This is a genomic window from Kocuria sp. CPCC 205297 (assembly GCF_040981035.1).
GTDB lineage: Bacteria > Actinomycetota > Actinomycetes > Actinomycetales > Micrococcaceae > Kocuria > Kocuria marina.
Genome location: NZ_JAVKPY010000006.1, coordinates 63,577 through 85,252 on the forward strand (window position 1 = coordinate 63,577; position 21,676 = coordinate 85,252).

The window sequence follows — 21,676 nt, forward strand, 5'->3', positions numbered from 1 at the left end:
CACGACTGACATGTGGTGACGCCCCGTTCCCCTCGGAGGGGAACGGGGCGCCACCACGAGTCGGGGCTCAGCGACCGAACAGCACCTTGGCCTCGTCGTAGCGGTCCTGCGGTACCACCTTGAGCCCGTCGAGCGCCTCGGAGAAGTCCACGCGCACCACGTCCGTGCCGCGCAGCGCGCACATCTTGCCCCACTGCTTCTCGGTGGCCATCCCCACGGCGGCGATCCCCAGTCGCGTGGCCAGGACACGGTCGAAGCCGGTGGGCGCGCCACCGCGCTGGATGTGACCCAGGATCGTGTTGCGGGTCTCGATGCCGGTGTTCTCCTCGATCTCCCGCGTCACGAAGTCCCCGATGCCCCCCAGCCGCGGGCGCCCGGACGCCTCGGTGCCCTTGCCCGCGATGGCCTCCTCGCGGTCGTCGGGGATGAAGCCCTCCGCCACGACAACGAGCGGTGAGCGGCCACGCTCGTGGACCTCACGGACCCACTCGGAAACCTGCTCCATGGACTCCCGGAATTCGGGGATCAGGATGGCGTGCGCGCCGGCGGCCATGCCGGAGTGCAGCGCGATCCAGCCCACGTGGCGGCCCATGACCTCCGCGACCATGCACCGGTGATGCGATTCGCCGGTGGTGCGCAGCCGGTCCATCGCATCCGTTGCGATCGAGACCGCGGTGTCGAAACCGAACGTGAAGTCGGTGGCCTGCAGGTCGTTGTCGATGGTCTTGGGCACGCCCACCACGGGCAGCCCCGCATCCGCGAGCCGCTTGGCGCCGGCCAGGGTGCCTTCGCCGCCGATCGCGACCACGGCGTCGATCCCGTGACGCTCCAGGACCTTGGCGATGTTCTCGGGACCGCCCTGGGGGCCGTCGAAGGGGTTGGTGCGCGAGGTGCCCAGGATGGTCCCGCCCTGGCGCGCGAGGCCGCGTACGCTTTGCCGCGGCAGGTCGATGATGTCCCCTTCGACGACGCCGCGCCAGCCGTCCCGAAAGCCCACGAACTCGTGATCGAAGGATTTGATGCCGTGCAACACCGCGCCGCGGATCACCGCGTTGAGTCCGGGGCAGTCCCCGCCGCTGGTCATGAGCCCGATTCGCATGTGTGCCTCAGTTCCCCTCTGTCGTGTCGTGTCGTGTCGTTGTTCCCCTTCCATCCTAGTGACGCGCGCTCGGCGTTGCCCGGGACACCGGATGAACGGACGCGCGGCACACGGTGGGCCCCGTCCACCCGTGGTTAATGTGGACAACTAAGATCGGGGGAGGATCTGTGAACACGCCGTTCGCGATGTCAGGCCACCAGGAGGACGTTATGACCGCCCAGCAAGAACCGGCCCGGGAGAACCTGCGCGAGTTCATCGACAAGCTCGTGGACCAGGGGTACACCGTGCGGGACGGGCAGTCCCCGGACCCGGATCTGATCGACCCGGGTGGAAGCGCGGTGGAGACGTGGCGTGAGGGGTACCCGTACGACGAGCGGATGTCCCGCGAGGACTACGAGCTCGAGAAGTACCAGTTGCAGATCGAGCTGTTGAAGTTCCAGTACTGGGGCCAGGACAACGACCTCAAACACGTGATCGTGTTCGAGGGTCGGGACGCCGCGGGCAAGGGCGGGACCATCAAGCGTTTCACCGAGCACCTCAACCCCCGCGCCGCCCGCGTGGTGGCCCTGAACAAGCCCTCGGACCGCGAGCAGGGCCAGTGGTACTTCCAGCGCTACATCCAGCACCTGCCCACCAACGGTGAGATCGTGCTGTTCGACCGCTCGTGGTACAACCGCGGCAACGTGGAGCGCGTGATGGGCTTCTGCACGGACGAGCAGTACGAGAGCTTCATGCTGCAGGCGCCCGTGTTCGAGAAGATGCTCGTGGACTCGGGGATCCACCTGACCAAGTTCTGGTTCTCGGTGACGCAGCACGAGCAGCGCACGCGCTTTGCGATCCGCCAGATCGACCCGGTGCGCCGCTGGAAGCTCTCGCCCATGGACCTCGCGTCCCTGGACCGCTGGGAGGACTACACCGTGGCCAAGGAGGAGACCTTCCGCCGCACGGACACGGACCACGCCCCGTGGATCACCATCAAGTCCAACGACAAGAAGCGCGCCCGCCTCAACGCCATGCGCTTCTTCCTCAACCAGTTCGACTACGAGGACAAGGACACCTCCGTGGTGTACCCGCCAGACCCGCTGATCGTGCGCCGCGGCCGCGACGCCGTGGACGACTGATACCCGGCTCCTCCCACTGTCCCCCGGAAGCGTCCATGGTTGGTTCCACCCCGTGAGCCGCCCGGCCTGATTGATTCGTGGCTGGGCGGCCGCTGGCGTATCCACCCTGTGCGAGGCCACGTCCCACTACGCGGTGGACCCGAACCCGCCGAACATGGCCCTCCTGGCGTTGACCCTCCCGGCCGCGGGGCTCGTGTGCGTGCTTCTCGCCGGGCGGCGTCTCGGCGCCGTACGAATCGCGTGTGCCGTGGCGCTGAACCAGGTGCCCTTCCACGCGCCGTTCTCGCTGGGCGGTCATGCCGCGGGGCCGTCCTCCCACGTGATCGGGACGGCCCACGCCCAGGGTCATGCCCTGCGCCCCGTCCCCCTGGCCTACCCCCTGCCCCCGCGCGCGTGGTCACCCGTGCGCATCATCTCCCCACGCGGACCGCCGGCTCTCTCCGTCTGAGCCGCTTTCCTTTCGAGCACACCCCGGGCACTCGCCTGCGGGGTGTCCTCACCACCTGCCGTCGAGAGGTACTTCATCATGTCCGCAATACGGAACGCACTGTCGTCCGAACGCGCCCGCGAGGGCGCGCGCCCCTCCCACGCCTGGTTCATGGCCCTGCTGCAAAGACTGCACTCTGCCGCTGCGCACCACGATCGACTGGTTGCACCGGGACCTGCTGCTGGGTGAGCCCGGGCGGCTCTACAGCGAACTCGCGGCCTCGTGCTCGCGGCGGATCTCGCGGTCGCCGTCGTCGCACAACGCCGCCCGGCCCGGGAATCCGCGCACTGATCACCCGTGCGGACGGCGCTCCCCGAACGGGCCGTACGGCCTGAACGGGCCGCGCCGTCTGAACGGAAGGCGCTCCCTGCACGAACGGCGCCCCTGAACGAACGGCGCCCCCAACAGCGGTCATCCGCCGTCGGGGGTGCGTGCGCTGGGGAGGGTGCGTGCGCGGTGAAGGGTGCGTCCGCGCGGGGGCCTCAGGCGGTCTCGCCCCGGAAGTTGTGCCGGTCCACGAGCGCCCACGACGCCGCGGCGTTGACAGCGGCCACGGTGAACACCGAGGGCCACGCGCCGATCTTCTTGGCCAGCGGGTGGGACAGTCCGAACCCGGCGAGGTACAGCACGCTCAGGCCCGCGGTCGTGGCGGGTCCCGCGGAGCGGTACCACGTGCGCCCGGCGACCACGCCCTTCGCGAGCAGGACCGCGCCGCCCAGGGCGCGCACCCCCGTGAAACGGGCCACCGCGTAACCGCCGATCAGTCCGCCGGCCACCACAGCCGAGCTGGGCAGGGCCACGGCGGAGGGCAGCAATTCGTCCAGCTCGTGCAAGGTCTCTTTGACGCTCATTCGGTGCCTCCCAGGAAGTTCTGCAGACGGGACAGGCCCTCGGCGAGATCGTCGTCGCCCAGGGCGTAGGACAGGCGCAGGTACCCGGACGGGCCGAAGGCCTCACCCGGGACCACTGCCACCTCCGCCTTCTCGAGGATCAGTTCCGCGAGCTCCGCGCTCGTGGTGGGCGTGACGCCCGCGAACTCGCGGCCCAACAGCGCCGTGATGTCTGGGTACGCGTAGAACGCACCGGTGGGGGTGGGGCACACCACGCCGTCGATCGCGTTGAGCCCGTCCACGATCGTGCGACGACGCCGGTCGAAGGCCTCGCGCATGCGTTCCACCTGGTCCATGGGCCCGTTCAGTGCGGCCAAGGCCGCGCGCTGGGCCACGTTGTTCACGTTGGAACTCAGGTGCGACTGCAGGTTGGTCGCGGCCTTCACGACGTCTGCGGGACCAACCAGCCAGCCCACACGCCACCCGGTCATCGCGTAGGTCTTGGCCACGCCGTTGAGCAGGATGAGGTTCTCGTGCAGCTCGGGTACGGCGCGGGCCATGGAGGTGAACTCCACGTCGTCGTACGTGAGGTGCTGGTAAATCTCGTCGCTGATCACGAAGATGCCCTTGGCCGCGGCCCATTCACCCACGGCCCGGGTCTCCTCGGCGGTGTAGACCGCACCCGTGGGGTTGGAGGGCGAGCAGAACAACAGGGCCTTGGTGTGTTCCGTGTATGCGGCCTCCAGTTGTTCGGGCGTGACCTTGTACTCCTGGTCCGCACCCGCGAAGACCTCCACGGGGTTGCCGCCGGCCAGTCGGATGGCTTCAGGGTAGGTGGTCCAATATGGGGCGGGCAGCAGGACGTCGTCGCCGTCGTCCACGACCGTCTGGAACGCCTGGTACACGGCCTGCTTGCCGCCGTTGGTCACGAGCACCTGGGAGGGCTCCACGGCCCATCCGCTGTCGCGCTGCGTGGCTTGCGCGATCGCTGAACGCAGCTCGGGCAGTCCCGCGGCGGGGGAGTAGCGGAAGTTCTTGGGGTCCTGGAGGGCCTCGGCGGCGGCATCCACGATGTAGTCGGGGGTCGCGAAGTCCGGTTCACCCGCGCCGAAGCCGATCACCGGCCGCCCCTCGGCCTTGAGGGCCTTGGCCTTGGCGTCCACGGCGAGGGTCGCGGACTCCGCGATCGCCGAGATCCGATGCGAGATGCGCTGCTGCGCTGGTGACATGGTGATCATTTCTCCTGGGCTGACTGGGCTGCTTGGACTGACCGGGTCGTCCCGGCGGGCGGGCCTCACACTGGCCCGCGCACGGATCCGTACGGGAACCTGACGGGCCCGGGGTCCGACCGGGGACGCGGACACCGCTCCCAGCTTAGGTGGCCGGGCCCCTGCTTTGCACGGGACGCGGCGGGCGCGTACCATGGTCTGTTGGTGCCGCCACCAGTGCGGTGCGCTCTGCCCCGGGATGGACTCCCGACGGCGGGATGACGGGCCGATGATAGGCTCGGGCACCGGATTTCGTGTCGCGCACGGCTGCGGCGCGGTGTCGAAGGGCAGTGGCGCAATTGGTAGCGCAGCGGTCTCCAAAACCGCAGGTTGCAGGTTCGAGTCCTGTCTGCCCTGCTTCAGGACCCACAACGGCACGCACACCACCGCCGAGAAGTTGCTTCACGCAGGGGAGAGCCGATGTCGCACACCGTCACAGGACAGACCCCGGGTCAACCTGCGGGTTCCGATCACAAACGTGGGATCTTCGGCCGGATCTGGCTGTTTATCCGTCAGGTCGTGGGAGAACTCAAGAAGGTCGTCGCCCCGTCCCGCCGGGAACTGGTCAACTTCGTCCTGGTCGTGCTGGCGTTCGTGGCGTTCATGATGGTGTTGATCTCCCTGTTGGACCTGGGCTTCGGTCAGGTGGCCATCTGGCTGTTCGGGAACGGCGACCAGGCCCAGTAAGTCCTTCCACCACTTCCAGACGTCCACAGAAAGCAGGAATCCCCGGTGACCGATCACGAGCTCGATAACGACGACACCCAGCCCGCTCAGCTCGACTCCCTGATGGCGGACGCTGCGCGGGACGAGTCGGCGCAGAGCACGTCCGAGACCACCGAGACCACGGATCCGCAGCAGGACTCCGACGAGCGCACCGTGCAGGAAGCCGACCTCGACGCCGCCGAGGGTAACGGCGAGGCCGTGCCCGTCCCCACCGAGGACGCCGCGGCCACGGCGGAAGCCGCCGAAGACGACGTCGACCCCGCGGTGGAATTTAAGGCCAAGCTGCGCCGCCAAGAGGGCGACTGGTTCGTGATCCACACGTACGCGGGGTACGAGAACCGTGTGAAGACCAACCTCGAGACCCGCATCCAGTCCCTCAACATGGAAGAGGACATCTTCCAGATCGAGGTGCCCATGGAAGAGGTCGTGGAGATCAAGAACTCGCAGCGCAAGACCGTGCGCCGCGTGCGGATCCCCGGGTACGTGCTCGTGCGCATGAACCTCACGGACGCCTCCTGGGGCGCGGTGCGCCACACCCCGGGTGTCACGGGCTTCGTGGGCCAGGACGCCTACAACCCGGTGCCGCTGCGCCTGGACGAGGTCTTCGACATGCTCGCCCCCACGTTCGAGACCCCCGAGAAGGCCAAGGGCCTGGGCGAGACCGCCGGTTCCAGCGCGGGTGCCCAGGGTGGCGCCCAGCAGGTCACCGTGGACTTCGAGGTCGGCGAGTCCGTGATCGTGAAGGAGGGCCCCTTCGAGACCCTCCCGGCCACGATCTCCGAGATCAAGGTGGAATCCCAGCAGCTCGTGGTGCTGGTGTCCATCTTCGAACGCGAGACCCCCGTGACCCTCGGTTTCGACCAGGTCACCAAGATCTAGTCCCCCAAGATTTCGGAAACCGGCCCCGGATGTGCTTTGGTCCGGGGTGTTTCCGTTCGGTCGCCGCGCCACGGCGACCACCCGCCGTCGTACGCTCCTGTGCGGCGGTACGCACAGCTAGAAGAAGGACCATCACATGGCTCCCAAGAAGAAGGTCGCAGGCCTGATCAAGCTGCAGATCCAGGCGGGCGCCGCCAACCCGGCTCCCCCCGTGGGTCCTGCGCTGGGTCAGCACGGCGTCAACATCATGGAATTCTGCAAGGCCTACAACGCGGCCACCGAATCCCAGCGCGGCAACATCGTGCCGGTCGAGATCACCGTGTACGAGGACCGCTCGTTCACGTTCGTCACCAAGACCCCACCCGCCGCGCAGCTGATCAAGAAGGCCGCTGGCGTCGCCAAGGGCTCCGGTGTCCCGCACACCAACAAGGTCGGGAAGATCACCATGGACCAGGTCCGTGAGATCGCCGAGACCAAGAAGGAAGACCTCAACGCCAACGACGTCGAGGCCGCCGCGAAGATCATCGCCGGCACCGCCCGTTCCATGGGCATCGAGGTCAACTGAGCTCTCCCGAGCTCGTAACGAAGACAACCATCGTGGCAGGGCCGAGCGCGGCCCGCTGACCACAACTGCACAAGGAGAACAAGCAGATGGCACAGCGCAGCAAGGCATACCGGGCAGCTGCCGAGAAGATCGAGGCGGGCAAGTTCTACGCTCCCGCCGAGGCGGTCGCCCTGGCCAAGGAACTGGCCGAGAACAGCAAGTCCGATTCCACCGTCGAGGTGTCCATGCGCCTCGGTGTGGATCCCCGCAAGGCGGACCAGATGGTCCGCGGCACCGTGAACCTGCCCAACGGCACGGGCAAGACCGCCCGCGTGGTCGTGTTCGCGACCGGTGACAAGGCCGCCGCGGCCGAGGCCGCCGGTGCGGACTTCGTGGGTTCCGACGACCTGATTGCCAAGGTCCAGGGCGGTTGGACCGATTTCGACGCCGCCGTGGCCACCCCGGACATGATGGGCAAGGTGGGTCGTTTGGGCAAGATCCTGGGTCCTCGTAACCTCATGCCGAACCCCAAGACCGGCACCGTGACGATGGACGTGGCCAAGGCCGTGTCCGACATCAAGGGCGGCAAGATCGACTTCCGCGTGGACAAGCACTCCAACCTGCACTTCATCATCGGCAAGGCGTCCTTCGACGCCCAGAAGCTCGCCGAGAACTACGGTGCCGCGCTGGAAGAGGTGCTCCGTCTGAAGCCGGCCGCGTCCAAGGGTCGTTACATCACCAAGGCCACCGTGGCCACCACGTTCGGCCCGGGCATCCCCGTGGACCCGAACGCCACCGAGGTCACCACCCAGGCGTGATCGCAGGTACGTAACGGTGGAACGCTCGCGTTCCCTGCCGTTGAGGGAAGGGTCCGTGCCGTCACCGGCCGGACCCTTCTTTCGTGGGACGGCGGAAAACGCCGTTACGAATTCATGATGTACTTGAGGCCGGGTTCCGTGGACGGGGCCCGTCGCCCGGGTGCCGTCCCGGCCGGTCGGCGCGGAAGGAGAGCACTGTGACGGAGCCGTCACCGGTACGCATCGAGCTGTTGCGCATCCCCGCCACCTTCGACGACGAGGCGCAGCGGGTCCTGGGGTGCGTGGCCGCGCTCGTGCAGTCCTCCCGGCGACACGTGTGGGGCACCGGTCAGCTCAGCAACGGCCCCCACGATATCTTCCGTGACCTGCACGACCCCTACGAACGAGTGAACATCCTGTGCGCGTACCTCGGCGACCGTCTCGTGGGACGCGCCGAGGTACGGATGCCCCTGATCGCGGACACCGACATGGCGCAGATCGTGGTGGACGTGGCCCCGGACGAGACCTCCGAGGGGATCGGGCGCGGTCTTCTGAGTGCTGCGGAACAACTCGCGCGGGGTGAGTCCCGCCGGTTCATCCGCCTCGTGACCGAGCACCCGGCGTCCGAGGCGCGCGACCCCTCCGGCCCCGGGGACGGCAGTGCGGACGGCACGGCCGACGGCGGTGCGAGCCCCGTGGCTCCCGTCCAATGGCTCGACGCCGCCGATGGTTCCGGGCGCCTGCCCGCGAGCCACCGCCAGACGAGGTTCGCCCAGCACGCTGGGTACACCCTGCGCACGGTCAGCAGTTTCGCGCTCCTGCCCGTGCCGCTGGACGAGCAGCGCGCCGCACGCATCCACGAATCCCTCGAGGCCGTGCCGTTCGCGGACCACTACCGCCTGCACACATGGGTGGGGGAGGCCCCGGATGAGCTCCTGGCCCCGCTCGCGCAGCTGCACGCCAAGATCCCCACCGACTCGTTCGTGCGGCCGATCGTGGCGGACCCCGACCCGTGGGACGGCGCTCGGGTGCGCCGCACGGAACAGTTGCGTCAGGAGGACGGCGACCGGTCCCTGATGGCCGTGGTCCAGGACGTGCGCACGGGCGAGCTCGTGGGGATGACCGAACTGATCCTCGCGCAGCACCGCCCGGCCCTGGCGCTGCAGGACGAGACCCTCGTGGTGCGCACCCACCGCGGGCACCGGTTGGGGATGCGGCTCAAGTTCGCCAACCTCGAGCAGCTCGTGAACGTGGCCCCCGAGGTCCGGACCGTGTACTCGTGGACCCACAGCGGCAACGACCGGATGAACTGGGTCAACGCCCAGCTCGGCTTCCGGGATGCCGGTCAGTCCGCGATCTGGGAGCAGGACTTCAGCATCCACTGATCGCCGGGCCGGTCACTCACCACGGCGGGGGCAGTACTACCGTCTCCTGTCCACGGGCCAGCCCCTCCCGGGGCACGGACAGCAGACCCTCCGCCGCGGCGAGCCCGCGCACCATGTTGGAGCCGATCGCGCGGCACGGGACCCAACCGCCGTCGTGCCGCCGCGCGGGCAGCAGTCGTTCGGAGCGGGCCCCGGCCAGTTCCTCCCCGGCGACGGCGGGGGCGAAAGGTCGTGGTTCGCGGCCCAGCTGACCGGCCAGGAATGCCCCGCCCAGCAGCAGGAACGCCACCATGGCACCCAGGGGATTGCCCGGCAGTGCGAGCACGGCGGTGTCCCGCGCGGCCCCGAACAATGTGGGGTGACCGGGCATGAGGTCCAGCTGGTCCACGATCACGTGGCACTCGTCCTGCACCATGGGCCGCACGAAGTCCGCGCGCGAGCGGGACGTGCCACCCGTGGTGACCACGAGGTCGTGCTCGGCACTCAGTTCGCGGAACAGCGAACGCAGCGCTGCGGCGTGGTCGGGACCGCGGCGCACCGTGACCGTGCGTCCGCCGAAGGCCTGCACCATGGGCGGTAGGGACATACTGAACGCATCGCGCACGTACCCGGGAGCCGGGAGTCCGCTGGTACGCACCTCGGAACCCGTGAGCAGCAGGGCCACCCGCGGGACGCTACGCACCGGCACGTCGTCCCGTCCGGCCACGGCCAGGAACGCCGCGTGCGCGGGGGAGAGCACGGTGCCCGCCCGCACTACGGTCTCATCCCGAGCGCATTCCGTTCCGGCCGGGCGGATGTGCCTGCCCGCGAGTTCCGTGCGCGGGCTGTCGGGGGACAGCTCGAGGAGCTCGCCGCGGCGGGTTGCGAACTCTTCGCGGATGACCGTGGTGGTGCCGTCCGGGATCACGCCGCCCGTGACCACGGGGACGGCCGTGCCGGGCGCGAGGGTGACCGCGGACGCGGCACTCGGCAGCGGCGCGGACGGCGCAGCGCCGTCGGTCAGGTGATCATCCAGTCGCCGTCCGTCGGATGCCCCCGCACGGGGGCCCGGGGCGACGACGCGCCACGGTCCCGGTCCGTGGACCGCGTACCCGTCCATCGCGCTCGAGGCGTAGTGCGGGACGGGACATGCCGCGCGGACGTCGTGGGCCGCGGTGCGACCCGCCGCCCGGTCCAGGGGGACGATCTCTACCGCGCCGCCGGGCCAGGAGTCCGCGAGCGCCGAACCGGCCCGGTGTGCGAGGGCCCGTGCGGCGTCGCGTGCCGCGTGATGCAGGGGTTCGAGACCGCTGCTCCACGCGGGTGGGGTGGGACCGGGCATCCGATCAGCCCCCCGCGAAAGGCGGGAGGACGTCCACCGTGGCGGCCGGGGCCAGGGGGGACTCCGGGTCCCGGGCGGCCACACCGTCCACGAGCCACGAGCACTGCGGCAACACCTGGGCCAGCGCGCGTTCGCCCGGTGGGGCCACGGGGTGCAGGGTGACCAACAGTTGCTGCAGCTCGGAGCGGGTCAGGGCCGTGGTGGTCTCCACGTGCTCTTCCTCTGTCCCGGCCGCGGCAGCGGCGGCCGCGAAATAACGCACGAGCACGGTCTCAGCCCCCGATCGCGCTCATGCTGCGGTCGGGCTGGACGTAGTCCCCGGAGTCGAGGCCCGCGTGGTCCATCCCGTGGGCGCGCGGCTTGACCCACATGGCATCGCGCCAGCGTTGGGCGATGTCCCGGTCGGTCGCGTTCGAGCGCAACAGGTGCATCAGATCCGTCTCGTGGTGGGAGAACAGGCACGAGCGCACGTGGCCCTCCGCGGTGATCCGAGTGCGCGTGCAGTCCTCGCAGAACGGTTCCGTGACGGACGCGATGATCCCCACGGTCCCCACCACGGTGTCCTGGCCGCGTTCCCGCACGAGGTACTTCTCCGCGGGGGCGCCCGCGCGGGGTGCGGTGTCCTGGGTGATGTCGAAGTCCCGGGACAGGGACTCGCGGATCTCGCTGGCCGTGACCATGTTCTTCCGGGTCCAGCCGTGGTCCGCGTCCAGGGGCATCTGTTCGATGAAGCGCAGGGCGCAGTCGTGGTCCAGGGCCCAGCGCAGCAGCGCGGGCGCCTCGTGGTCGTTGACCCCGCGCATCAGGACGGCATTGAGCTTGACCGGGCTCATGCCCGCGTCCTGGGCGGCAGCTACGCCCTCGAGCGCCTGGGTGAGCCGCCCGCGGCGGGCGAGCTTCTCGTAGGTGTCCGCGCACAGGGTGTCCAAGGAGATGTTCACGCGGGTCATCCCGCCGTCCGCGAGGGCCTGGGCACGCCCGGCGAGTCCGATGCCGTTGCTCGTCATGGACACGGGGATTCCCGGCATGCGCTCGGTCAGGGCGGCCACGAGTTCCTCGAGATCGGGGCGGATGAGCGGTTCCCCGCCCGTGAGTCGGATCTCCCGCACCCCGAAGTCCGAGACGGCGATGGCGGCCAAGCGCACGATCTCCGGGACCGTCAGCAACGATTCACGCGGCAGCCACTGCATGCCCTCCGCGGGCATGCAGTACGTGCACCGGAGGTTGCACTTGTCGGTGAGGGAGATGCGCAGGTCCGTGGCGGTACGTCCGAAGCGGTCCGTCAACGGCCCCTGCGTGGGCACCCCCCGAACGGGGAGGACCTGGGGATTACCGAGGAAAACGGACATACCGTCCAGTGTAGGTGCTGCCCCCAGCGCGGGCGGAACCCCCGGCGGGGTGGCTACCCTGGAGCCATGTCCCGCAGTATCGAAACGCACCAGCGCGCGCTGGTCGAGTTGCTCGCCTCGGCGTCCCACGACGACGCCGCGCGCGTGCCCCTCGCGCGCGCCGCGGGACGCGTGCTCGCCCGGGACCTCGTGGCGGAGGCGGACCTGCCACCGTTGGCGAACTCGCAGATGGACGGGTTCGCGGTGCGCGTGGCCGATCTGACCCCCTCCGTCCCGCCCCAGCCAGGGGATGCTGAAGGGATCGAACTGCCCGTCGCGGACGTGCGGCCCGCAGGTGCCGAACCGGCGCGGCACACACCCGGTACCGTGACCGCCGTGATGACCGGGGCCGTGCTCCCCGAGGGCGCGGACGCGGTGATCCCCGTGGAACGGGTGCGTCCCCCGCGCTTCGACGTCCCGGCCGTGACGATCACCCCCGACGTCGCCCGGTCCGTCACCGAGGGCACCTTCGTGCGAGCGGCCGGGAGCGACGTCGCCCGCGGCGCCGTGGCGCTGCCCGCCGGAACGCGGCTGGGGGCTGCGGCGCTCGGTGCGTGCGCCGCGCTCGGACTGGGCCCGGGAACCGAGGTGTCCGTGCGCACCGGACCGCGTGTGGTCGTGGTGAGCGGAGGGGACGAGATCGCGCCCGACGGGCACGCGCCGCGCCCCGGGATGTACCACGACGCCAACGGCCCCTTGCTGGCCGCGTGGTTGTCCGAGGCGGGCGCCGAATCGGTGACCCGGGTCCGTGTGGACGACGACCCGGACGCCTTCGTGCGAGCCCTGGATCACGTTGTCACCGAGGCAAGACCCCACCTCGTGATCACGAGCGGCGGGATCAGCGCGGGCGCGTTCGAGGTCGTGCGCCAGGGCCTCGAGCGGGAGGGCCGGGACACGTGGTTCGACCACGTGGCCATGCAACCGGGAGGCCCCCAGGGACACGGCACGTTCCGTGGCGTGCCCGTGATCTGCCTGCCCGGTAATCCCGTGAGCACGTGGGTCTCGTGCGAGGTCTTCGTGCGTCCCGCGCTCGCGGCCGCGTGGGGGTGTTGCCCGTCGCCGCGGTGGTTCACGGCCGAATTGGGCGAGGCGGTTCGACCGCTGGTCACCAGGACCCAGCTGCGCCGCGGGAGTATGGAACACCCGGGGGACGGAACGGTCCCGTGCGTGCGTCTCGTGGGGGGAGCGTCGTCGCACCTGCTGAGCGCCGCCGCCCATGCGGACGTCCTGGTGCGCATCCCGCCCGGGGAGCACGAACTCGCTGCCGGGACGACCGTGGCGGTACTGCCGGTGGACGGCGGCGTGCTGCCCGCGGACGACGACCCGGCGCCCGCGGGCGCAGCAGTCGGAACGGAACGAACAGGAGAGCCAGCGTGAGCGAACGAGAGCCGGAGCCCGGACAACAGCACCTGACACACGTGCGGGAGGACGGCACGGCGCACATGGTGGACGTGAGCGAGAAGGCGGTGACCTCGCGCGAGGCCACCGCCCAGGCCGTGCTCATGACCCGCCCGGATGTGATCGACCTGCTGGCCTCGGGGGGGCTGCCCAAGGGGGACGCGCTCGCCGTGGCGCGCGTGGCCGGGATCATGGCCGCCAAGCGCACCCCGGACCTCGTGCCCCTGTGCCACCCGCTGCCCCTGAGCAAGGTGACCGTGGACCTCACCCCGCGCGAGGACCGCGTGGTGATCGAGACGACCGTGCGCACCCGCGGTGTCACCGGCGTGGAGATGGAGGCCCTCACTGCGGCGAGCGTGGCCGCGCTGACCCTGTACGACATGATCAAGGCCGTGGACAAGGCCGCCACGATCACCGACACCCGCGTGCTCGCCAAGTCCGGCGGCAAGAGCGGCGATTGGAGCGTCCGATGAGTGAGCACGCGGATCCGGCCCGCGGCCGTCCCTCCCGTCGACACGAGGTGGGCGACACTCACCTGGAGGGGCGGGGCGCCGTGGTGGTCGTGGTGTCCAGCTCGGCGGCGTCGGGCACGGCGGAGGACCGCTGCGGGCCGCTACTGCGGGACTGGTTGCGGGGCCGCGGCCTGGACGTGACGCTGCGCGTGATCCCGGACGGGCCCGAGGTCCTCGAGCTGCTGCGCAACCTCACATCGGCGTCCGGGCCTGCCGCCCCGCGGTTCGTGATCACGACCGGGGGCACCGGACTGAACTCGGACGACGTCACGCCCGAGTCCACGGCCCGGGTGCTGGAGCGCGAGTCGCCGGGGATCATGCACGCGCTGTGGAGCGCGGGGCTGCAGAAGACCCCCACGGCCGTGATGAGCCGCGGGGTCGCGGGGCACACCGGCCAGACCTTCATGGTGAACCTCCCGGGCTCGCGCGGGGGCGTCAAGGACGGGATGACCGTGTTGGACCCCCTGCTGGACCACATCAGCGCGCAGCTCGAGGACGTGCACGGTCACGGGGAGGACCGCTCCGTGACGCGCTCCGCGCAGGGGGAGGTCGTCCCCGCGGCGGTCCCGGACTCCCCGGGCCACGCCGAGCGCACGGACGTGCCCGGCCATGACGCCGCCCCCGCCGCGGGCACGGTCGGCGCGCGGGTGGCCGCAGCGGCGGCGTCGTCGCCCGACGACGACGCCGCGCCGGGCGCCGAGCCCTCGGCGGGCGAGGTGCTGCTGGCGCTCGTCACGACCGACCCCCTGGATGCGGCCGAGGCGCAGCGTGCGGTCCAGCATCCGCGGTGCGGGGCGGTCGTCGGGTTCAGCGGCGTGATCCGCGACCACGACGGCGGCAAGGACGGTGTCACGGCGCTTGAGTACAGCGCCCACCCCAGCGCGGGCGAGGTCATGCGGGACGTGGTCGGTGAGATCGCGAGCGCCCACCCGGACGTGCGCTTGTGGGCCGCGCACCGGATCGGCGCGCTCGCCGTGGGGGACAGCGCGCTCGAGGTGGCCGTGGCCGCGGGACACCGTCGCGAGGCGTTCGAAGCCTGCGCGCAGCTCGTGGACCTCATCAAGGAACGCGTGCCCATCTGGAAGCGGCAGAGCTTCGAGGACGGGCAGCACAACTGGGTGGGGCTGGACGCCTGAGATGGCCGCTCGGATCATCGTCCCCGCCCGCGTGCGCACGTTCGACGCCCACGGGGAAGTGCGCGCGGGGCCGGACCGGCTGGCGGGGGAGGAACCCCTGGAGATCCGGCTGAACGGGCAACAGTTCACCGTGACCATGCGCACACCCGGGGACGACTTCGAACTCGTGACGGGGCTGCTGCTGAGCGAGGCCGTGATCACGGAGGTCTCGCACATCGTGAAGATGGACTACCGCTCGGGCGTGGACCAGGACGGGCACCGCACGTACAACGTGGTGGACGTCCGGCTCGCACCGGCGGCCCCGGGGCCGCGCGCGGACGCCCAGCGCCAGGTGTTCACATCCTCGTCGTGCGGGGTGTGCGGCACGCCGTCGTTGGACGGGGTGGTCAAGTCCTCCGCGTACCCCGTGGCGCACCCGCGTCCACTCGTCACGGCGGCGCGGCTCGTGTCCCTGCCGGATGAGTTGCGGGAACACCAGCGGGTCTTCTCCGCCACGGGCGGGGTGCACGCGGCGGCGCTGTTCCCCGTGGGCCGGGACGAACCCCTCGTGGTCCGGGAGGACGTGGGCCGGCACAACGCCGTGGACAAGGTCATCGGGTGGGCGGTGCAGCGAGGACTGCTGCCGCTGCACGAAGCGGTCCTGCAGGTCTCCGCTCGGGCGTCGTTCGAGCTTGTGAGCAAGGCCGCCATGGCCGGGATCCCCGTGCTCTCCGCGGTCAGCGCACCCTCCGCACTCGCCGTGACCCACGGGCGGGAGCGCGGGGTCACGGTCGTGGGGTTCAACCGCAAGGGTCGGTGCAACGTCTACACCCACCCGGAGCGCATCACGGGGGAGTGAACCGGGCCCTGACGATTTGATGGGCACCCGCGCCCTGGGGTACGATGGATGTACCAAAGACCGCCGGTCATCACGCGTGCCCCGGTACGCGCGATCTAAGAGGTTCTCGGAAACGTGAACCGTCCAGCGCAGGTGAACCAGCACGAATCCCGCTCCTCAAAACACGCATTTTCATGCGTGTGATCAGGGCGTGGTCTCGAGCCCCGGGCATCTGCGCGGGGCTTTTTTCGTGTCCTCGTACGGGACGCGGGCCGGCACCCACATGTAAGGAAGGAGCACCATGGCGAATCCTGAAAAGGCTGCCGCGGTTGCGGAGTTGAAGGAATTCTTCTCCAACTCGCACGCTGCCGTCCTGACGGAGTACCGCGGTCTCACCGTGGCTCAGCTGAAGACGCTGCGCCGTTCCCTCGGTGAGAACGCCGAATACGCCGTGGTGAAGAACACGCTCACCGCCATCGCGGCTCGCGAGTCCGGTATCGACGCGTTCGAGGGCAAGCTCACGGGCCCCTCGGCCATCGCGTTCGTCTCCGGTGACGCCGTCGAGGCCGCCAAGAGTCTGCGTGACTTCGCCAAGGACAACCCCCAGTTGGTCGTCAAGGGCGGTTACCTGGATGGCGTCGCGATGGACGAGTCCGAGATCAAGAAGCTCGCGGACCTCGAGTCCCGCGAGGTTCTGCTGGCCAAGGTCGCCGGCGCCGCCAAGGCGTCGATGTCCAAGGCCGCTGCGCTGTTCCAGGCCCCGCTGTCCAAGACCGTGCGCACCGCCGAGGCCCTGCGCGCCAAGCTGGACGAACAGGGCGAGAACGCCGCCTGATCCCTTCGGGGACCCGGTTGCGGGGTCCCGGGCGAGTGCCCGGGAAACACCCGTGTTCTTCCCACGCACACCTAGCCGGCGCCACCAGCACCGGCACCACGTACAAGTAAGGAGCCAATACCATGGCTAAGCTGACCACCGAAGAACTCATCGAGGCCTTCAAGGAACTGTCCCTCATCGAGCTGTCCGAGTTCGTGAAGGCGTTCGAGGAGACCTTCGACGTCACCGCTGCCGCCCCCGTGGCCGTGGCCGGTGCCGCTCCCGCCGGCGGCGACGCCGGTGCGGCCGAGGAGGAGAAGACCGAGTTCGACGTCATCCTCGAATCCGCCGGTGACAAGAAGATCCAGGTCATCAAGGAAGTTCGCGGCCTGACCTCCCTGGGCCTGAAGGAAGCCAAGGACCTCGTGGACAGCGCTCCCAAGGCCGTCCTCGAAGGCGCCACCAAGGAAGCCGCTGACAAGGCGAAGGAAGCCCTCGAGGGCGCCGGCGCCACCGTCACCGTCAAGTGATCCACGGCGCCTCGTGCGCCCGCCGTGTCCCGTGACGTGACCCCCGGGTTCGTTCGGCACGACATCACCGCGAAACCCCGCACCGATGATCGGTGCGGGGTTTCGCGCATTCCCCGTAGCGGTGTGATGTGCGAAACTATGTGTGACCATCTGGCCGTCACCGTACGGCGGGAGAGCATGGCGGATCCTCGTGAGCCGGAACCACGTGTACCGGTACCGCGTGCATCGCGCCATCGCCGAAGGAGCAAACCCTCCCCGGGAATCTCTCAGGCACCCGTACCGCCGCACCGGGCCACTCTGAAGAGCTCACCCCTGTCACGGGGAGAGCACCGACGGGGCAGGTCGACGGGCGCGAGTTGCTGCGCCCGCCGGCGAAATCTCTCAGGTTGCGATACAGAGCGGGGAGGACTCACCGGGCCCTCGCGCGCCCACAAGCAGCCCAGGAGACCCTCGTATGTCCTTCCTGTCACGCCACATCGGCCCCGACGCCGATGACATGGCCGTCATGCTCCGCACCGTGGGGGTAGCCAGCCTCGACGAACTGATCGACCGCGCCGTCCCCGAGAGCATCCGTGTCCGGGACGCCCTGGACCTGCCGGAACCCCTTGACGAGCCCGAGGCCCTCGCGGCCCTGCGCTCGATCGCTGCGCGCAACACCGTGATGCGCCAGATGATCGGGCAGGGCTACCACGACACCGTGACGCCCGCCGCGATCCGACGCAACATCCTGGAGAACCCCGGGTTCTACACGTCCTACACGCCGTACCAGCCCGAGATCTCCCAAGGCCGGCTCGAGTTGCTGCTCACGTTCCAGAACGCGGTGATCGACCTCACCGGCCTCGAGGTGGCCAACGCGTCCCTTCTGGACGAGTCCTCCGCCGTGGCCGAGGCCGTGCTCATGATGCGCCGCGCCAACCGCCGATCCAAGAGCCTGCGCGTGCTCGTGGACAGCCGCAGCCTGCCCCAGACCCTCGCCGTGCTCACGGGCCGCACCCGTGCCGCGGGTATCGAGCTTGTCACGGCGGACCTCGGTGATCCCGACGCCGCCGCGCGGGCGGTCTCGGAGGGTGACGTCTTCGGCGTCGTCGTCGCGCAGATCGGTGCGGACGGGGACGTCACGGATCCCACCGCGGTGATCGACGCCGCGCACGAGGCGGGCGCGCTCGTGACCGTGAGCACCGACCTGCTCGCCTTGACCATGCTGCGCAGCCCGGGTGAGCTGGGCGCGGACATCGCGGTCGGTTCGGCCCAGCGCTTCGGGGTGCCCCTGTTCTTCGGGGGCCCGCACGCCGCGTTCATGGCGACCCGCAAGGGTACCGAACGCTCCCTGCCGGGGCGCATCGTGGGGGTGTCCACCGATTCCTCGGGCGCACCCGCGTACCGGCTCGCGCTGCAGACACGTGAGCAGCACATCCGACGCGAGAAGGCGACCTCCAACATCTGCACGGCGCAGGCCCTGCTCGCGATCGTGGCCGCGGCCTACGCGGTGCACCACGGTCCCGTCGCACTGCGCGCCCTCGCCGAGCGGCTGCACGGTCTCGCCACGGAGCTCGCCGCCGGGTTGCGGGAGCGCGGGATCGACGTCGCCCATGAGCGGTTCTTCGACACCGTGACCTTCTCCGCGCCGGGCCGGGCGGACGGCATCGTGGCCGCGGCCGCGGACCGCGGGATCAACCTCCGCCGCATCGACCAGGACACGGTGGGCGTGAGCTTCGGTGAACCCCATACGCAGCGGGACGTCCAGGACGTGCTCACCGCGGTGTCCGAGGCGTGCGGCGCGCGCACCTCGGACTCCGGGGAAGCCGCGAGCGCGGACGCACTGCCGGACGAGTGGCTGCGCACGGACGAGTACATGACCCACCCGGTCTTCCACACGCACCGCTCCGAGACCTCGCTCATGCGGTGGCTGCGCGAACTCTCCGACAAGGACCTGGCGCTGGACCGCACCATGATCCCGCTGGGCTCGTGCACCATGAAGCTCAACGCGGCGGCGGAGATGGAACCCATCTCGTGGCCCGAGTTCGCGAGTATCCACCCGTTGGCCCCTGCGGATCAGACCCGGGGCTGGACCGAACTGATCGAGCAGTTGCAGACATGGCTCGCGGAGATCACCGGCTACGCGGCGGTGTCCGTGCAGCCCAACGCCGGTTCGCAGGGTGAACTCGCGGGTCTGCTGGCCATCCGGCGGTACCAGCTGGCCCGCGGCGAGGGTCAGCGCAAGACGATCCTCATCCCGTCCTCCGCGCATGGGACCAACGCGGCGTCGGCCGTGCTCGCGGACCTCAAGGTCGTGGTCGTGGCGACCGCCGCGGACGGCACGATCGATCAGGCGGACCTCACGGCCAAGATCGAGGCGGTGGGGGACGAGCTCGCGGGCATCATGGTCACCTACCCCTCGACCCACGGCGTCTACGACACGGACATCACCGAGGTGTGCGCCGCGGTACACGACGCCGGTGGTCAGGTCTACGTGGACGGCGCGAACCTCAACGCGCTCATGGGGCTGGCACGGCCCGGCCGCTTCGGCGGGGACGTCTCCCACCTGAACCTGCACAAGACCTTCTGCATCCCGCACGGCGGCGGCGGGCCCGGTGTGGGTCCCGTGGCCGTGGCCGAACACCTCGTGCCGTACCTGCCGGGCAACCCGGCGGACGCGGACCTGGACGAGCACGGCGCGGGCTTCCCCGTGGCGCAGGCTCCCTACGGTTCCGCGGGGGTTCTGCCCATCACGTGGATGTACATCGCCATGACGGGCGCGCAGGGGCTGACCGAGTCCACGCGCACCGCGGTGCTCGGGGCCAACTACATCTCCCGCGCGCTCGCGGACGTGTTCCCCACGCTGTACACCGGGGACGGCGGGCTCGTGGCCCACGAGTGCATCCTGGACCTGCGGCCCATGACCAAGGCCTCCGGCGTCACGGCTGAGGACGTGTGCAAGCGCCTCGTGGACTTCGGATTCCACGCGCCCACGCTCGCGTTCCCGGTCGCCGGGACCCTGATGGTCGAGCCCACCGAGTCCGAGGGCCTCGAGGAGCAGGACCGGTTCATCGCCGCGATGCGCACGATCCACGCGGAGATGCAGGAGATCGCGGACGGCACCGTGTCCCTCGAGGACTCCGTGATCCGCAACGCCCCGCACACCGCCCAAGTGCTCACCGCGGACGAGTGGCAGCGCGCCTACCCGCGCTCGCAGGCCGCCTACCCGGTCGCGTCCCTGCGCCGGGTCAAGTACTGGCCCCCCGTGGGCCGGATCGACAACGCCGCGGGGGACCGCAACCTCGTGTGCGAGTGCCCGCCCATCGAGGCGTTCGACGCCGCGTACAACACCGCAGCAGTAGCACAGGGGGAGACTCGATGAGCGAGCAGCACACCGCACTGTACGAGGCCCACGAGCGGTTGGGGGCGCGGTTCACCGACTTCGGTGGCTGGACCATGCCCGTGCGCTACGCGAGCGACACCGCCGAGCACCACGCGGTGCGCCGCGGCGCCGGGATCTTCGACCTGTCCCACATGGGGGAGGTCTCGGTCTCGGGTCCGCAGGCCGGCGCGTTCCTGGACTACGCCCTCGTGAGTGTGCTCTCCGGGCTCACGGTGGGCCGCGCCAAGTACTCGATCATCGTGGACGAACAGGGCAGGATCCTGGACGACCTCATTACCTACCGTACGGACGAGGACGAGTACCTCGTGGTGCCGAACGCGGGCAACCAGGAGACGGTCGTGCGTGCGCTCCAGGAGCGCGCCCAGGGCTTCGACGTGCGCGTCACGGACAACGGTCCGGCGACGTCGCTGATCGCCGTCCAGGGTCCGCGCGCCCTCGAGGTGCTCGAGGCCACACGCTTGGAACCGGCCGAGGACGTCGCCGCGCTGAAGTACTACGCGTGCGTGCGCGCACGCTGCGCGGACGTGGCCGTGCTCGTGGCCCGCACCGGGTACACGGGCGAGGACGGTTTCGAACTGTACTGCGACAACCAGGACGCGCCCGTGCTGTGGGACGCGCTCCTGGCGACCGCGGCCGAGCTCGGCACGGAGGAGGCCCCCGTGGGAGCGGCGGGTCTCGCGGCGCGCGACTCCCTGCGGCTCGAGGCCGGGATGCCGCTGTACGGTCACGAACTGTCCACGGAGATCACCCCGGTCGAAGCGGGACTCGGCAAGCTCGTGGAGATCGCCCTGCGCAGGAAGGCGGAGGCCGGCACCACCACGGTTGGCGGGGACGTGCTCGGGGCGATGCTGGAAGGCACGCCCGAACGCACCCTCATCGGTCTGGAGGGCCTGGGTCGCAAACCCGTGCGCGCGGGCTACACCGTGCACGTGGGGGAGCGCACCGTGGGTGAGGTGACGAGCGGGCTGCCCTCGCCCACGCTGGGCAAGCCGGTGGCCATGGCGCTCGTGGCCACGGACGCCGTCGACGGGATCGACGCCGGTGAGGTGAGCGTCCAGGACGCACGCGGGCGCGCCGTGGAGGTCACGCGCACCGCGCTGCCCTTCTACAAGCGGTCCTGAAGGGTGGTGTGGGGAGCGAGCCGCCCGGAGTAGTCTCTAGGCAGGCCCGCTCCGCCGTGCACGTTCCGAGGACCGCGCGGGCCGGTGAGGGTCCCGCCCCGTGTGATCAGGGCGGGACGGACAA

At 70.1% G+C, this 21,676-nt stretch carries 21 protein-coding genes, 1 tRNA gene and 1 riboswitch; of the genes, 16 read left to right on the top strand and 6 right to left on the bottom strand.

Annotated features, from left to right (window positions below; all coding sequences use genetic code 11):
* Positions 1 to 67: 67 nt before the first annotated feature.
* Positions 68 to 1,099: a 6-phosphofructokinase gene (locus RF650_RS06905; RefSeq protein ID WP_085108437.1), complete on the bottom strand. Its 1,032-nt coding sequence runs from the start codon at positions 1,097 to 1,099 to the stop codon at positions 68 to 70.
* A 209-nt stretch (positions 1,100 to 1,308) separates the two neighbouring features.
* Between RF650_RS06905 and ppk2 the strand changes: the two genes are divergently transcribed.
* On the top strand, positions 1,309 to 2,220 hold the full coding sequence (ppk2, locus tag RF650_RS06910) for a polyphosphate kinase 2 (protein ID WP_172644385.1): 912 nt from the start codon (positions 1,309 to 1,311) through the stop codon (positions 2,218 to 2,220).
* Positions 2,221 to 2,290: 70 nt separating this feature from the next.
* Positions 2,291 to 2,668 carry a hypothetical protein gene (locus RF650_RS06915; RefSeq protein WP_242670603.1) on the top strand — a complete coding sequence of 126 codons (378 nt, stop codon included), beginning with the start codon at positions 2,291 to 2,293 and terminating at the stop codon, positions 2,666 to 2,668.
* Between the two features lie 521 nt (positions 2,669 to 3,189).
* Here the strand turns inward: RF650_RS06915 and RF650_RS06920 are convergent.
* The gene (locus RF650_RS06920; protein ID WP_131332449.1) at positions 3,190 to 3,558 is read right to left on the bottom strand and encodes a hypothetical protein; all 369 of its coding nucleotides are present in this window, start codon (positions 3,556 to 3,558) and stop codon (positions 3,190 to 3,192) included.
* Positions 3,555 to 4,775 carry a pyridoxal phosphate-dependent aminotransferase gene (locus RF650_RS06925; RefSeq protein ID WP_186313787.1) on the bottom strand — a complete coding sequence of 407 codons (1,221 nt, stop codon included), beginning with the start codon at positions 4,773 to 4,775 and terminating at the stop codon, positions 3,555 to 3,557. Before RF650_RS06925 ends, RF650_RS06920 begins: the two co-directional genes overlap by 4 nt.
* Before the next feature lie 314 nt (positions 4,776 to 5,089).
* Here RF650_RS06925 and RF650_RS06930 point away from each other — a divergent pair.
* The 6 genes from RF650_RS06930 to RF650_RS06955 all read left to right on the top strand — a co-directional run bounded on the left by RF650_RS06930 (position 5,090) and on the right by RF650_RS06955 (position 9,136).
* Positions 5,090 to 5,162: transfer RNA gene (locus RF650_RS06930), tRNA-Trp, on the top strand.
* A gap of 63 nt (positions 5,163 to 5,225) precedes the next feature.
* Positions 5,226 to 5,492 (top strand): preprotein translocase subunit SecE, encoded by a 267-nt coding sequence (secE, locus tag RF650_RS06935; protein ID WP_064845237.1) that lies wholly within the window; start codon positions 5,226 to 5,228, stop codon positions 5,490 to 5,492.
* Positions 5,493 to 5,537: 45 nt separating this feature from the next.
* Positions 5,538 to 6,410: a transcription termination/antitermination protein NusG gene (gene nusG, locus RF650_RS06940; RefSeq protein WP_131332451.1), complete on the top strand. Its 873-nt coding sequence runs from the start codon at positions 5,538 to 5,540 to the stop codon at positions 6,408 to 6,410.
* A 136-nt stretch (positions 6,411 to 6,546) separates the two neighbouring features.
* A complete protein-coding gene (gene rplK / locus RF650_RS06945) occupies positions 6,547 to 6,975 on the top strand; it encodes a 50S ribosomal protein L11 (protein WP_035959909.1) in 429 nt (142 codons plus the stop codon).
* An 86-nt stretch (positions 6,976 to 7,061) separates the two neighbouring features.
* On the top strand, positions 7,062 to 7,772 hold the full coding sequence (gene rplA, locus RF650_RS06950; protein ID WP_035959904.1) for a 50S ribosomal protein L1: 711 nt from the start codon (positions 7,062 to 7,064) through the stop codon (positions 7,770 to 7,772).
* Between the two features lie 197 nt (positions 7,773 to 7,969).
* Complete coding sequence (locus RF650_RS06955) at positions 7,970 to 9,136, top strand: GNAT family N-acetyltransferase (RefSeq protein WP_368814484.1); 1,167 nt, start codon at positions 7,970 to 7,972, stop codon at positions 9,134 to 9,136.
* A gap of 16 nt (positions 9,137 to 9,152) precedes the next feature.
* Here the strand turns inward: RF650_RS06955 and RF650_RS06960 are convergent, their stop codons facing one another.
* Genes RF650_RS06960 through moaA form a run of 3 tightly spaced genes read right to left on the bottom strand, consistent with a single transcriptional unit; the run spans position 9,153 to position 11,806 of the window.
* Positions 9,153 to 10,457, bottom strand: a complete 1,305-nt coding sequence (locus RF650_RS06960; protein WP_368814485.1) for a molybdopterin molybdotransferase MoeA — start codon at positions 10,455 to 10,457, stop codon at positions 9,153 to 9,155.
* Positions 10,458 to 10,461: 4 nt separating this feature from the next.
* Positions 10,462 to 10,725, bottom strand: coding sequence for a MoaD/ThiS family protein (locus RF650_RS06965; protein ID WP_131332454.1), 264 nt, complete (start codon positions 10,723 to 10,725; stop codon positions 10,462 to 10,464).
* 4 nt (positions 10,726 to 10,729) lie between these two features.
* Positions 10,730 to 11,806, bottom strand: coding sequence for a GTP 3',8-cyclase MoaA (gene moaA / locus RF650_RS06970; RefSeq protein ID WP_368814486.1), 1,077 nt, complete (start codon positions 11,804 to 11,806; stop codon positions 10,730 to 10,732).
* Positions 11,807 to 11,872: 66 nt separating this feature from the next.
* On the opposite strand from moaA, the gene glp reads away from it, so the two are divergent.
* The 8 genes from glp to gcvT all read left to right on the top strand — a co-directional run bounded on the left by glp (position 11,873) and on the right by gcvT (position 21,552).
* Positions 11,873 to 13,222: a gephyrin-like molybdotransferase Glp gene (gene glp / locus RF650_RS06975; RefSeq protein WP_368814487.1), complete on the top strand. Its 1,350-nt coding sequence runs from the start codon at positions 11,873 to 11,875 to the stop codon at positions 13,220 to 13,222.
* The gene (gene moaC, locus RF650_RS06980; RefSeq protein ID WP_368814488.1) at positions 13,219 to 13,716 is read left to right on the top strand and encodes a cyclic pyranopterin monophosphate synthase MoaC; all 498 of its coding nucleotides are present in this window, start codon (positions 13,219 to 13,221) and stop codon (positions 13,714 to 13,716) included. The genes glp and moaC overlap by 4 nt, the downstream gene beginning before the upstream one ends.
* The gene (locus RF650_RS06985) at positions 13,713 to 14,891 is read left to right on the top strand and encodes a molybdenum cofactor biosynthesis protein MoaE (protein WP_368814489.1); all 1,179 of its coding nucleotides are present in this window, start codon (positions 13,713 to 13,715) and stop codon (positions 14,889 to 14,891) included. Before moaC ends, RF650_RS06985 begins: the two co-directional genes overlap by 4 nt.
* Before the next feature lies 1 nt (position 14,892).
* Complete coding sequence (fdhD, locus tag RF650_RS06990) at positions 14,893 to 15,729, top strand: formate dehydrogenase accessory sulfurtransferase FdhD (RefSeq protein WP_064845229.1); 837 nt, start codon at positions 14,893 to 14,895, stop codon at positions 15,727 to 15,729.
* Positions 15,730 to 16,009: 280 nt separating this feature from the next.
* Positions 16,010 to 16,543: a 50S ribosomal protein L10 gene (gene rplJ / locus RF650_RS06995; RefSeq protein ID WP_035959878.1), complete on the top strand. Its 534-nt coding sequence runs from the start codon at positions 16,010 to 16,012 to the stop codon at positions 16,541 to 16,543.
* 122 nt (positions 16,544 to 16,665) lie between these two features.
* Entirely contained in the window at positions 16,666 to 17,052 is a 387-nt protein-coding gene (gene rplL / locus RF650_RS07000) for a 50S ribosomal protein L7/L12 (protein WP_131332458.1), read from the top strand.
* Positions 17,053 to 17,210: 158 nt separating this feature from the next.
* Positions 17,211 to 17,344, top strand: a riboswitch (glycine riboswitch).
* A gap of 162 nt (positions 17,345 to 17,506) precedes the next feature.
* On the top strand, positions 17,507 to 20,410 hold the full coding sequence (gene gcvP, locus RF650_RS07005) for an aminomethyl-transferring glycine dehydrogenase (protein WP_368814490.1): 2,904 nt from the start codon (positions 17,507 to 17,509) through the stop codon (positions 20,408 to 20,410).
* Positions 20,407 to 21,552, top strand: a complete 1,146-nt coding sequence (gene gcvT, locus RF650_RS07010; RefSeq protein ID WP_368814491.1) for a glycine cleavage system aminomethyltransferase GcvT — start codon at positions 20,407 to 20,409, stop codon at positions 21,550 to 21,552. The genes gcvP and gcvT overlap by 4 nt, the downstream gene beginning before the upstream one ends.
* The last annotated feature ends 124 nt before the right edge of the window (positions 21,553 to 21,676 follow it).